The following is a 13,320-nucleotide window of genomic DNA, read 5'->3' as shown; positions in this document are numbered from 1 at the left end:
CCACTCCTTACTGGTTTGCTAGCTGTGGATCGATGAACGCTAATAATGCACTCACACCTACATAAGATAGACCTAAGAATATAGCTAATGTTACATAAGTAGAGATTCTTTGTGAACGTGGAGATACTGTAATTCCCCAGCTGATGCAGAATGTCCATAGTCCATTTGCAAAGTGGAAAATTGTTGAAACAACACCGACCAAGTAAAATGCAAACATAGCTGGATTGTTTAAAATATCTGCCATCATATCATAGTTTACCTCTTTACCTAGCATTGCTTGAATACGAGTTTCCCAGACGTGCCAAGAAATGAAAATCAGTGTAACGATACCTGAAATTCTTTGGAAGACGAACATCCAGTTACGGAAATAACCGTAAGAAACCGCATTGTTCTTAGCTGTAAATGCAATATATAAGCCATATATAGCATGGTACAGTATCGGTAAAAAGATGATGAAAATCTCTAGCGCGTACCGGAATGGAAGGAGCTCCATAAAGCCTGCAGCTTTGTTAAAAGCCTCTGCTCCTCGTGTTGCAAAGTTGTTTACAATTAAATGTTGCGTCAAAAAGACACCAACCGGGATGACCCCCATTAATGAGTGCCACTTACGAAACGTATACTCGCGGCCTTTCATGTCCCCATTACCCCCCTTGAATGTTTGACTGCTGTTTTCAGATTAGTTTACAACAATAATGTTTTTTCACTATTGGCATAAGAAAAACTGAAAAAATTATTCGAAATATTTCAGCATAATTTGATACCAAGTTCATTTTACTCCTATTTTTGTCGAAGCGTCAAGAAAACGTATACATAATTTGCATATAATTTGCCAATTCTTTTTTTCTTCTTATATATTCAGATTTCCCCAAAGAAAAATCTGTTTTTATAAATGAGAAATGTTATATAATAATCCCTATAGAAAGAGGGGAATATTGTGAGTAAAAATACAATCGATACAACATCTTTAGAAGATGTTTCATTGAACGCCTTCGCTTATGAATTGCTACGTGAAGAATTACTACCTGATTTAATCGGTAACGATTTAGATGGTATTTTATACTGGTCTGGTAGAAACCTTGCAAGAAAATATCCACTAGAAACAATTGAAGAAGTCATTCAGTTCTTTGAAAAAGCTGGCTGGGGCACTTTAAGTATTATTGAACATAAGCGTCGTGAAATGCAGTTCCAACTTAAAGGCACACTCATCGCTGAACGTCAAAAACAAAACAGACATTCTTCTTATCAATTAGAAGCTGGATTCATCGCTGAACAAATTCAAAAGCAACGAAACGTCGTTGCAGAGTCCTATGAAGAAAAGAAAAAACGTTCAGACTCTATTACATTTCTTGTGAAATGGGATATAAAAGATCTCATTGAAGTGTAGCATTACCTACAGTCAACTAGACATATAAGTTTAGTTGACTTTTTTGTATTTTCATTCAGTTAGGTTTATTTTAAATCTTCAGAAATTATACCAGAAAATAGAAGACGTTGTAAACTACAACGTCTTCTTATCTGTTAAATAAGTATAAATCGTCTCTGCGACATTTTTCGGCATACCCGCTTCGACAAATTCAGCTAAAGAAGCTTCTTTCATCTTCTTTAATGAACCAAAATGTTTCAACAATATCTTTTTTCGTTTATCTCCAATTCCAGGAATATCATCCAGTGCTGATTGAATGACAGATTTCCCGTGTAATTGACGATGGAATGTAATCGCAAATCGATGCACTTCATCTTGAATGCGCTGCAATAAATAAAATTCTTGGCTATTTCGCTCAAGCATCACAGGTTCAGGTGGATCTCCAATAATTAAATGGGAGGTTTTATGTTTGTCATCTTTTACAAGCCCTGCCATCGGAATATATAAACCGAGTTCGTTTTCTAGAACATCACTTACAGCTGCCAGATGCCCTTTTCCACCATCAATAATGATTAAATCTGGTAAAGGCAAACTCTCTTTCAGTGCCCTTGTATAACGGCGTCTCACAACTTCTCTCATAGACTCATAATCATCTGGTCCTTGAACCGTTTTAATTTTATATTTCCTATATTCTTTCTTAGCTGGTTTCCCATCGATAAAAGCAATCATTGCAGAAACAGGATTTGTCCCTTGAATATTTGAGTTATCAAACGCCTCAATACGATAAGGTGTTTCAATCCCGAGCTGCTTCCCTAAATGATCTACCGCCTTAATCGTTCGCTCTTCATCACGTTCAATTAAGTAGAATTTCTCTTCAAGAGCAATCTTCGCATTTTTATTTGCTAATTCTACAAGATCTTTTTTCTTACCACGTTTCGGCTGTGTCGCTTCAACTTCTAAAAAGCGCTCTACTAACTCTGAGTCTATACTTCCTGGAACGACAATTTCCTTCGGCTTAAAATGACTGCTGTTCTCATAAAATTGACCGATAAACGTTAAAAATCCCTCTTCTGGTTCATCGTAGATTGGAAACATAGAAACATCACGTTCAATTAGCTTTCCTTTTCGAACGAAGAAAACTTGAACACACATCCATCCTTTATCAACTGCATACCCAAACACATCACGATCCACTAAGTCACTCATAATCATCTTTTGTTTTTCCATAATCGCATCGATATGAGCAATTTGATCCCGCAACTCTTTTGCACGTTCAAATTCTAGTTTCTCTGAAGCTTCATACATCTTTGTTTCTAATTCTGAACGAACTTCTTTATGCCCACCATTTAGAAACTTAATAATTTCATCTACAATTTCTTTGTTTTGTTCTTCCGTCACTTCTTTCACACAAGGCGCTAAACATTGACCCATATGATAATATAAACAAACTTTATCTGGCATATTTGAGCACTTACGAAGCGGATACATACGATCTAGCAGCTTTTTCGTTTCATGAGCTGATTGTGCATTCGGATAAGGACCAAAATACTTCCCCTTATCCTTTTTTACATTTCGCGTAATAAGTAATCGCGGCTGTTTCTCAGCTGTAATTTTAATAAAAGGATATGTTTTATCATCTTTTAATTGAATATTATATTTTGGATCATGTTTTTTTATTAAGTTTAACTCTAAAATGAGAGCCTCTAGATTTGAGGAGGTTACAATATATTCAAAATCTACAATTTCTCCTACAAGCCGCAGTGTTTTTCCATCATGCGAACCAGTAAAGTACGAGCGCACACGATTTTTAAGCACTTTTGCCTTTCCGACATATATAACCGTTCCTTGCTTATCTTTCATTAAATAACAACCAGGTTGATCTGGTAAAATAGCCAGTTTTTCTTTTAAATGTTCGTGCACTCGTTACCCTCCATTTCTACATGCTTAGCATCTTTATTTTCACATGAAAACATACTATGCCAAAACACCCAACATACGTTCTTTTATTGTAACGGAAAGGTGTAAAAAAAGAAAATAAAAAAGGCTACCAAATGGTAGCCCTTTATTTTAGAAGTGTTTAGAAACTAATTCTACTAACGCTTCTTTCGGTTTGTAACCTAACGCTTGATCAACTACTTTACCGTCTTTTAATACGAAAAGAGCTGGAATGCTCATTACTTCGAATTGACGAGCAGTTTCTTGGTTTTCATCCACGTCTACTTTTACTACTTTTACTTTTCCGCCTAATTCTGCATCAATTTCCTCTAATACAGGAGCGATCATTTTACAAGGTCCACACCAAGGTGCCCAGAAATCTAATAATACAACACCTTCGCTAGTTTCAGCTGCGAAGCTTTGGTCATTTGCATTTACAATTGCCATTTTATTTCCTCCTTCAAGTATATTCTACCAAGAGTATATCATTAACTTATATACGTGGCGAATAATATGTATCGTTATGTATTGTAACAAAAAAGTGTTCCTTTATACTATATAAAAATACGGATTAAATACTAAAAAGATGAGAGACAGGGGATCTCTCACCTTTTCTATATATAGGGGTACTTCACTTGGAACTCAAGGGTACTCAAATCATGAATGTACTTTTAACTTTTTAAACTCTTCTGTTAAAAGAGGTAAGACTTCAAATAGATCGCCAACAATACCATAGTCAGCTACTTTGAAGATACTTGCTTCTGGGTCTTTATTAATCGCAACGATTATTTTTGAGTTAGACATACCAGCTAAATGCTGAATCGCACCAGAAATACCGCATGCAATGTATAAGTCTGGCGTAACAACTTTACCAGTTTGACCAATTTGTAATGAGTAATCGCAATACTCAGCGTCACAAGCACCACGAGATGCTCCAACAGCGCCGCCTAATACGTCAGCTAACTCTTTTAATGGCTTGAATCCTTCTTCACTCTTCACACCGCGTCCACCAGCGATAATAACTTTCGCTTCAGAAAGGTCAACACCTTCTGCCGTCTTACGGACGACATCTTGAATAATTGTACGTAAATCTTTCACATCTACTGTAATAGAAGACACGTCACCACTGCGAGACTCATCTTTTTCAAGCGTCGCAATGTTATTTGGACGCACTGTCGCAAATAAGATACCGTCTGTTACAATCTTCTTCTCAAACGCTTTACCAGAGTAAATTGGACGAGTAAAGATAACATTTCCACCTTCAACATCTAAAGCAGTTACGTCAGAAACTAGACCAGCTTCAAGCTTCGCTGCTAATTTTGGTGATAAATCTTTACCCAGTGCTGTATGTCCAAATACAATACCTTCTGGCTTTTCTTCAGCATATACAGCTGAAAATGCTTGTGCATAACCATCAGATGTATATGATTTTAATTTATCATTTTCAACTGTCACAACGCGATCTGCACCGTAATGAATCAATTCATTTGCAAAAGAGGCAACGCTGTCTCCAACTAGAAGACCTACTACTTCACCGCCTTCTGCAATTGTTTTTGCTGCTGCTACCGCTTCAAACGAAACGTTACGTAGCGATCCATCACGAACCTCACCCATTACTAATACTTTACGAGCCATAGATTTTCCCTCCTGCATATATAATTTCGTATTTTATTAGATTACTTTCGCTTCTGTATGGAGCAACGATACAAGTTCTTTTACTTGATCTTGCAGCTCGCCTTGTAACACTTTTCCTGCATCTTTCTTAGGAGGCAAATAGATTTCAATTGTTTTTGTCTTTGCTTCCACATCATCTTCTTCTAAATCTAAATCATCTAATTCTACTTCTTCTAGTGGCTTTTTCTTCGCTTTCATAATACCTGGAAGCGATGGATAACGAGGTTCATTTAAACCTTGTTGTGCTGTTACTAAAACTGGTAATGAAGTTTCAATCACTTCCGTATCACCTTCAACATCACGCTCAATCTTCACGTTTGTACCGTCAATTTCAAGTTTTGTAATTGTCGTTACGTACGGAATATTTAACGCTTCTGCTACGCGTGGACCAACTTGTCCAGATGCACCATCAATTGCAACGTTCCCGCCTAAAATTAAATCTACATCTTTATCTTTTAAATATTCAGCAAGTACTTTTGCTGTCGTGAACTGGTCACCATTTTCCACATCATCTTCAATATTAATTAATACAGCTTTATCGCAGCCCATCGCTAATGCCGTACGAAGTTCTTTCTCACTATCTTCGCCACCGACTGTTACAACAGTAACTTCGCCACCTTGTGCGTCTCTTACTTGAATTGCTTCTTCAATCGCATATTCGTCGTAAGGGTTGATGATGAATTCCGCTTCGCCATCGTAAATTGCACCGTTTTTAATTACGATTTTTTCTTCTGTATCAAATGTTCGTTTCATGAGTACGTAGATGTTCATTCCATTTACCCCCTTGTTTTTCAGAAAGATTCTATCAATTTTAATTTTCTGTTAATTTATATTAAAAAAATAATTGAACTACCTGCCACTAAATGAAGGCTTACGTTTTTCTAAAAACGCCGCTACACCTTCTCTTCCATCTTCACCCGTAAATACTTCACCAAAGATTTGAGCTTCGCGTTGTACACCTTCATAATAATGAGACGATTTCGTCGTTTGCAATAACTCTAGTACAGCACGAGTCGTCGCTGGGCTTTTTCCAGCAATCTGTTTTGCAACTTTAAGCGTATCATCTAAAAATGTTTCTTCAGCAAAAACTCCGTTAACAAGTCCCCATTTTAATGCTTCTGCACCAGTAATCGGTGTACTTGTTAACATCATTTCACAAGCTTTCGCTTTCCCAACATAACGTGGTAATCGCTGTGTACCTGCAAATCCAGGAATTAATCCAAGTGTTAATTCAGGTAAACCAAGTTTTGCACTTTCAGTTGCAAAGCGCATGTGGCAAGACATAGCAAACTCAAGGCCGCCGCCAAGTGCCGCTCCATGAATTGCCGCGATAACTGGTTTTGAACATTTTTCAACACGCTCAAACGTAACTTGTCCAAGCTGCGCTAATTCTGTCGCTTGCTTCGCTTCAGTAACAGATGTAAATTCTTTAATATCTGCTCCCGCCGAGAAGAAGCGCCCTTCACCGTGAATAACAACAACACGAATGTTATCATCCTTCTCCACTTGATCAATTAATTCAGTAACGTCATGCATAACTTGTGAAGACATCGCGTTTGCCGGCGCATGATTTAACGTCGCCACCGCGATATGATCTTCAACTCTTACAGATAGGAATTTCAACATGATCCCTCCCATTATTGACGATAACCACAAGCTGCAATAAGTAGCCCATGTACCGTTTTTGAAAGTGCGACCAGATCATACTTATGATCGCTCATTACCCAATTGGTCACAACTTCATCTACTGTTCCAAAGATCATTTGTCTTGCCACGCGAACATTTAAATCCGCTTGGAATTCACCTTGCTTTATACCTGTCTCTAAAATCTCATCCATAACTTGTAAGTAGCCTTTTAATACTTCATTTATTTTCAGGCGTAAGTCTTGATTGGACTGTCTTAGCTCTAATTGCGTAACGATAGCAAGAGGATCATTTTGTGATAACAGCAAGAAGTGCGTTTCTACCAACATGAATAACTTCGATACAGCGCTTTCAATTCCTGCTGTTTTTTGACGAATTGTTTCGACAAAATCTCCCATCTTCTCTTGGAATAAGGATATTAATATATCTTCTTTATTTTTAAAATATAAATAAATCGTGCCATCAGCTACCCCAGCTTGCTTTGCTATTTTAGAAACTTGCGCTTGGTGGTACCCATTCTCCGCAATCACAATGACTGCCGCATCAATAATTTGATTGTATTTCGGTCTATTTTTCTTCACTTTACTGTCCCCTTCAAGAAGATGACTGAATGAATAGTCATTCATATTCTTATAATACTGACTATTTAGAAAAGTGTCAATCCTATTTTTTCAAAAAGAAAGGGCCTTAGCCCGTTTGCTCATCCTCATTTTTTCTTTTCTCTTCATCTATTAGGACACGGCGTAAAATTTTTCCGACTGTCGTTTTCGGCAGTTCATCTCTAAACTCATATACTTTCGGCACTTTATAAGCCGCTAAATATTTACGCGCAAACTGGTTTAATTCTTCCTCAGAACACTCCGCACCTTCTTTTAACACAACAAATGCTTTAACTGTCTCTCCCCGGTACGGATCGGGAACTCCAATCGTCACTACTTCTTGCACTTTTTCATGCTCATATAATACTTCTTCTACTTCGCGAGGATACACATTAAATCCACTCGCAACAATCATATCTTTCTTACGGTCTTTCACATAGAAAAATCCATCTTCATCCATGTAACCAACATCCCCTGTATGAAGCCATCCGTCTTGTAATACAGCTGCTGTTTCTTCTGGCTTATTCCAATACCCTTTCATAATTTGAGGACCCTTTACAACAATTTCACCAATTTCACCCGGAGGTAAAGCCTCTCCAGTTTCAAGTGACATAATGTTTGCCTCTGTATCTGGCCACGGCACACCAATACTTCCTGGCACGCGTTTTTCCCACAAAAAATTCCCATGTGTAACTGGCGACGACTCCGTTAATCCATAACCTTCTACCAATTTCCCACCTGTAACTCTCTCAAACTCTTCCTGTACTTCTACAGGAAGCGGGGCAGATCCACTAATACAAGCTTGAATAGAAGAAATATCATATTCTTTTAAGAGGGGACTATTTAATAGAGCAATATAAATGGTCGGTGCCCCTGGAAATAGTGTGACTTTATGTTTTTTTATCGCTTCAAAAACCATTTTCATATCAAACTTCGGAATCAGCACCATTTTATATCCTTGCATAATACTTAAATTCATTACAGCTGTCATCCCATACACATGAAAGAACGGAAGGACACCAAGAATTACTTCTTCCCCTTCTTTACAATTATATAGCCAATGAGCTCCCATTAAAGTGTTCGAAACAAGGTTTTTATGCGTCAACATAACGCCTTTCGGAAATCCAGTTGTTCCTCCAGTGTACTGTAAAAGAGCTAGATCATTTTCAGGATCACAAGGCACTTCAACATTAACATTATTTTCTCGTTCTACTGATTTCCATAGATGAATCGTTTCGCTTTCCGACACATTCACAACAAGATTTGCCTGCTTTTTTTGTACAAATGGATAAAGTAAATTTTTAGGGAAGGGTAAAAAGTCCGCAATCCGAGTTACGATAATATGTTCAATTTTTGTAGCAGATTGAACATTCGTTACTCTTGGAAACACTAAATCGAGACAAAGAATTACTTTTGCTCCCGAGTCATGAAGCTGGTATTCTAATTCTCTTTCTGTATATAGTGGATTTGTTTGTACTACGATACCTCCCGCAAGTAATGTACCATAATAACCAATTACAGATTGCGGACAGTTCGGCAACATAATAGCAACTCGATCACCCTTTTCCACACCGAGTTTTTGAAGATAATTTGCAAACCTCTTCACCTTATCGTGGAAGTCTGAAAATGTAATATCCTTCCCTAAAAAGTGAAGCGCTTTCTTTTCTGGATAACGGGAAGCCACCTGTTCCACATATCCATGAAGCGGCTGAATATCATAAGAAATCGTACTTGGAATTTCTTCTGGATAACTTTTCAACCATGGTTTTTCCACCTTCATTCCCCCTTCAAATACATAAAAATAAATGAATGTTCATTCATGATGGTTGGTTTCATTATATTATAGTCGCCATAACGTTACAATCATAATATTCTGACTTTTGTATAACTATGCTTCACTCCATTAACTTCTTATTATATGTATAAACTCTCCTAATCTTAAAAGAATAAGAGAGTTATTATTTAGCTTAATCTTATTATCGTTAACACAGCTCCTGGTGTAGTTGTTGATAATGTTGCAACAGCTAACAAACCAAATAGTTGCAAACTAATGGCACTTCCAGCCGCAAGAGTCGTAATAATTGTTGCACTAAATGATGTAGTTGCTAACGCAGGAGAATTGATTGTTCCAGCAAGAGGTGCACCATTAATTGTAATCCGCGAACTGACTAATAATGAAGCCGTTATATTAATCGTATATGAAATATAATAATTCCCCGCATTTGCAGCCGTAAATACTGTATTCCCCCCAGAAACAGTAATACCTGGACCAATATTTTGATTATTCGGAAGCGGGACATTCGTTCCACCAAGAAGTACCGATATCGCTGTTCCCGATGTATTATTTGCAAAAGCGTATGTTGCAGTTATACTTGTGCCAGTTGCCCCCGTGTCTCCTGTTACTCCCGTTGAACCTGTTGCTCCTGTTGCTCCCGTCGGACCCGTTATTCCCGTCGCTCCTGTTGGACCTGCTGCCCCTGTTATTCCTGTTGCTCCCGTCGCTCCTGTTGCCCCTGTTGCTCCCGTTGGACCTGTTGAACCTGTTATTCCTGTTGGGCCTGTTGCCCCTGTTATTCCTGTTGCTCCTGTTGGACCTGTTGCACCTGTTGTTCCTGTTGAACCTGTTATTCCCGTCGCTCCCGTTGGACCTGTTGAACCTGTTATTCCCGTCGCTCCCGTTGGACCTGTTGAACCTGTGTCGCTCCCGTTGGACCTGTGTCACCTGTTGGGCCCGTTGCTCCCGTTGGGCCTGTGTCACCTGTTGGGCCCGTCGGACCTGTTGGACCCAGCTTAGGAACTGTCCCATCACAACTAAAACAGCATGAATCAACATGTACACCATTTTGATTATTACACCCACAATATCCATTTATATTATTGCTCCATGAAGACATGTTGATCACTTCCTTTACGTTCGATCTTTTAAGTAAAATCACCAAGTTAGAAAACACCTATCTAAATAACAAAAAAACACTTTACCTAGTGGGGATAAACACAGATTTATTCCATACATTCTAGTAATTATTACATGCGATTTGCTCTCTTTTTGCTTGTACTTTCGCCTTCTTGCTCAAACGAAATTCTTTTTCTCTATTCTGCATATACATATAAACTTCAATCCAATTGGTGTATTCATCGGCGGACTACTTGCAGTTAAAATTGTCCTTTTTTCATGGAAATTAGGATTTAGCTCAACAACCCTTGCTTTAATAGAAATCGGTATTTCAGCTCTCAGCTCAACAATTATTCAACTCTTTATCATTAGCGCAAATTTGAATGTTGCTGTACTTGGAGCACCTTATTTCTTATGGTTGGTGAGGAAGAGTTGGAAGAAAGTTAAAAAGGAGCTTCTTGGAAGTCTCCTTTTTTATTCATTCTTATAAGGTCAAAAGGAAACTATCTTTTTTTCACGAATTTAACCTATGAACATAACGAGGAGGGATAACATGTACCAAACTATTGAAGGCTTCTTGCAATCATGGACATACGAGGCTGAGTCTACTCAAAAAATGCTCAATGCATTAACAGATGAATCTTTGTCACAAGAAATTGCACCTGGACACTGGACGTTAGGCAGAGTTGCTTGGCATATCGTGACGGCAATTCCAGTTATACTATCTGGCACAGGGCTTAAGTTTGAAGGAGAAACGAAAGATTACCCTGTACCAACTTCTGCAACAACAATTGCTGATCAATACCGTAAAGTGAGTGCAGATTTTGTTGAAGCTCTTCAAGGCGAATGGACGGATAAAGACTTAGCTACTATTAATGACTTCTTTGGTCGTCCTATGCCGAATTCTATATTTTTAATGACACTTATTAATCATCAAAATCACCATCGCGGACAAATGACGGTTTTAATGCGACAAGCCGACTTAACAGTCCCTGGCGTATATGGTCCTGCAAAAGAAGAATGGGCTGCAGCTGGAATGGAAGCTCCTAAAATGTAACTACAGAAAAAGACAAGGTGTTTACACATCTTGTCTTTTTCTGTAACTTGTTTCATGTGAAACTATTTTTACCAAATGGTTGTTTTATGGAAAAATACGTTAAAATGAATACATATTATGAAGAGGAGCAACCAAATTGAATACAAAAAATAAAAAAATAGTTATGGGAACTATTTTACTAACTTCTATTATTGGAGTTATCAGCGCATCTCTTTATTTCACAAGTTATGGTACCCCTTGGGGAAAACAAACAGCAGTTACGGAATCAAAAGAATATATTACAAAATACTTTGATCTAGATGCGGAAGTCAAAAATACTTCTTACGATGCTAAAATGAATAGCTATGCAATCTCATTTGAGACAAGTAAAGACGGAGAGTTTACTATCGAATATAAAAGTCCTAATAACTTTAATATTTCTCCAGGAGTGCAAGCGTATTTAAGCAAACACTCCAAATTTACAGAGTAGTAACGAAGCATACATATACAAAAAAAGAGTTGGTGTAACGCCAACTCTTTTTTCTTATTTTTGTCATACTGTTATATCTTCCTTCGCTATATTTTTAATTCCGTAACATGCAATCACAACTCCAATTGCTGCCAATGCTAGTTGAAGAGGAAGAAAAGTTGCTACAGAAAACGTAGTGCTATTCATTGCAATTGATACAACGATAAGGGATGAAACAATTGTAGTTGGCACTGAACGTTTACGCATTCCGAAATATAATGGGATTAAACTCATTCCCGCAGTTGCAATAGCTAAAGGAACCAGTTTTATTCCTTCTTGCGTCAATTGATCTACTGTAAATGGATTAGGAAGAATTGAAAAATAACTATCTATCCCAAAGAAAACTCCTACTACTAAAATGTTAGATAAAATAACTGTTATAAATGTTACTACCGCTGTAATAGCCAACTTACTAGCCATCATTTTCTTTCGGTTAATTGGATAAGAAAACATAAGTAATATTGTTTTGTTTTTATATTCACTAATTATTAACCTTGCGATTAACACACTACCAAAAATAATAAATGTTGCCCTTACTAATGTACTAGCCGCTAACAAAATCATCTGCGGATCTCTTATTTCTGGATCTCCTTCTATTTGAGAAACGATGCTCGTAAAGATCAGTAATGCCAGTATAGCGATATTTGCAATAATCGCTCCCCTTACATACCATCCAAGCTTAAACTTCTTCAGTTCTAGCTTCATTAAACGTAGCATGATAGTCCTCCTTCCTCATAAGACTTAATCAATATAAATTACTCCTGTTTTACTTAAAATCTTCACTTCGTTTTTTGCATCACCAATAGTTCCCTCTTTTATTTTTTCTGTATTTGTATCTTTCTTAAGTCCATTTACATTCACCATTACGTCAGACGAATTACTTTTAGCCGTGAGTTTTAAAGATGTCGGAACACCTTTATACCGTACGCCAATATCTCCTGATTTTGTTTCTACAAATAATGATTTTCCTTCTTTCATATCTTTCAGTAATACTTCCCCAGATGTTGAAGTGATGTTCATATTTTCGTTTTTTATATTTCTCACATAATTATCGCCAGTAGTAGAAGTTATATTTACTTCTTGTAACGAACTATCTTTTAACATTAAATCTCCACTTTCGGATGTGAACTCACCTTTCTCGGCCGATAGTCCTACAATCATTTCATCTCCAGAGTTGCCTTTTGTCACAATACTTTTTACTACTATATCTTTTATTTTCACATCACCCGATTTATTATTTAATACAATTTTATCTATTTCTTTCTTCGGAACAGCTATAGATATACTATTTTTCTTCCTAAACGTAAAACCATTAAAGAATCTGGTCGCCTTTTGTTTTTGCTTAACTATAACTTTATTCCCTGCTTGTTCTATTTCGACGGGATCTATCTCTTTATCTACTCGTTTACCTTGAACCAAAATTACTATTTTATTAGCGTCTGTACTTTTAAATTCAATATCCCAGTTTTCATTGTCTACTTCTATTTCTTTTATATGATTTATCTCAAAAGACTTTTCTTTCTTAAAACCTTTCCCCTGAAACACCTTAAAACCAAAAATCGCACTAGCAATTGTAATAAGTAAAATTGCAATTACTATTATTTTTTTCAACATTCATACCCCAGTTCGTTGTTGTTTTATGCTTGC

13 protein-coding genes and 1 pseudogene are annotated in these 13,320 nt (G+C 37.1%); 3 read left to right on the top strand and 11 right to left on the bottom strand.

The window, feature by feature from the left end; genetic code table 11:
- Positions 1-7 precede the first annotated feature (7 nt).
- A complete protein-coding gene (sdhC, locus tag DN392_RS03415; protein ID WP_000678354.1) occupies positions 8-634 on the bottom strand; it encodes a succinate dehydrogenase cytochrome B558 in 627 nt (208 codons plus the stop codon).
- A 300-nt stretch (positions 635-934) separates the two neighbouring features.
- Here sdhC and DN392_RS03410 point away from each other — a divergent pair, with 300 nt between their 5' ends.
- The gene (locus DN392_RS03410) at positions 935-1,384 is read left to right on the top strand and encodes a YslB family protein (RefSeq protein ID WP_000042225.1); all 450 of its coding nucleotides are present in this window, start codon (positions 935-937) and stop codon (positions 1,382-1,384) included.
- Positions 1,385-1,498: 114 nt separating this feature from the next.
- Here DN392_RS03410 and uvrC read toward each other — a convergent pair whose 3' ends face one another.
- The 8 genes and pseudogenes from uvrC to DN392_RS03370 all read right to left on the bottom strand — a co-directional run bounded on the left by uvrC (position 1,499) and on the right by DN392_RS03370 (position 10,109).
- Positions 1,499-3,283 carry an excinuclease ABC subunit C gene (gene uvrC / locus DN392_RS03405; protein ID WP_000544268.1) on the bottom strand — a complete coding sequence of 595 codons (1,785 nt, stop codon included), beginning with the start codon at positions 3,281-3,283 and terminating at the stop codon, positions 1,499-1,501.
- 147 nt (positions 3,284-3,430) lie between these two features.
- Positions 3,431-3,745: a thioredoxin gene (trxA, locus tag DN392_RS03400; RefSeq protein WP_001018945.1), complete on the bottom strand. Its 315-nt coding sequence runs from the start codon at positions 3,743-3,745 to the stop codon at positions 3,431-3,433.
- Between the two features lie 210 nt (positions 3,746-3,955).
- The gene (gene etfA / locus DN392_RS03395) at positions 3,956-4,933 is read right to left on the bottom strand and encodes an electron transfer flavoprotein subunit alpha (protein WP_000101967.1); all 978 of its coding nucleotides are present in this window, start codon (positions 4,931-4,933) and stop codon (positions 3,956-3,958) included.
- Between the two features lie 36 nt (positions 4,934-4,969).
- Positions 4,970-5,743, bottom strand: a complete 774-nt coding sequence (etfB, locus tag DN392_RS03390; protein ID WP_001029035.1) for an electron transfer flavoprotein subunit beta — start codon at positions 5,741-5,743, stop codon at positions 4,970-4,972.
- 78 nt (positions 5,744-5,821) lie between these two features.
- Positions 5,822-6,598, bottom strand: coding sequence for an enoyl-CoA hydratase (locus DN392_RS03385; RefSeq protein WP_000911294.1), 777 nt, complete (start codon positions 6,596-6,598; stop codon positions 5,822-5,824).
- Positions 6,599-6,609: 11 nt separating this feature from the next.
- A complete protein-coding gene (locus tag DN392_RS03380) occupies positions 6,610-7,197 on the bottom strand; it encodes a TetR/AcrR family transcriptional regulator (RefSeq protein ID WP_000742213.1) in 588 nt (195 codons plus the stop codon).
- Positions 7,198-7,303: 106 nt separating this feature from the next.
- On the bottom strand, positions 7,304-8,989 hold the full coding sequence (locus DN392_RS03375) for a long-chain-fatty-acid--CoA ligase (RefSeq protein WP_000414730.1): 1,686 nt from the start codon (positions 8,987-8,989) through the stop codon (positions 7,304-7,306).
- Between the two features lie 188 nt (positions 8,990-9,177).
- A pseudogene (locus DN392_RS03370) lies at positions 9,178-10,109 on the bottom strand (BclA C-terminal domain-containing protein).
- Between the two features lie 552 nt (positions 10,110-10,661).
- Between DN392_RS03370 and DN392_RS03360 the strand changes: the two are divergent.
- Positions 10,662-11,165: a DinB family protein gene (locus DN392_RS03360; RefSeq protein WP_000284988.1), complete on the top strand. Its 504-nt coding sequence runs from the start codon at positions 10,662-10,664 to the stop codon at positions 11,163-11,165.
- Positions 11,166-11,301: 136 nt separating this feature from the next.
- Positions 11,302-11,634: a YfjL-like protein gene (locus tag DN392_RS03355; protein WP_001093307.1), complete on the top strand. Its 333-nt coding sequence runs from the start codon at positions 11,302-11,304 to the stop codon at positions 11,632-11,634.
- 63 nt (positions 11,635-11,697) lie between these two features.
- Here the strand turns inward: DN392_RS03355 and DN392_RS03350 are convergent, their stop codons facing one another.
- Both DN392_RS03350 and DN392_RS03345 read right to left on the bottom strand, forming a co-directional pair.
- Complete coding sequence (locus DN392_RS03350) at positions 11,698-12,390, bottom strand: ABC transporter permease (RefSeq protein WP_000945195.1); 693 nt, start codon at positions 12,388-12,390, stop codon at positions 11,698-11,700.
- A gap of 24 nt (positions 12,391-12,414) precedes the next feature.
- Complete coding sequence (locus DN392_RS03345; protein ID WP_000913813.1) at positions 12,415-13,287, bottom strand: DUF4097 family beta strand repeat-containing protein; 873 nt, start codon at positions 13,285-13,287, stop codon at positions 12,415-12,417.
- Positions 13,288-13,320: the final 33 nt, after the last annotated feature.

The organism is Bacillus sp. BB51/4 (assembly GCF_008368845.1).
Classification (GTDB): Bacteria; Bacillota; Bacilli; order Bacillales; family Bacillaceae_G; genus Bacillus_A; species Bacillus_A wiedmannii.
Note: the sequence above shows the minus strand (reverse complement) of the source record. Positions and strands in the feature narration are given on the sequence as shown.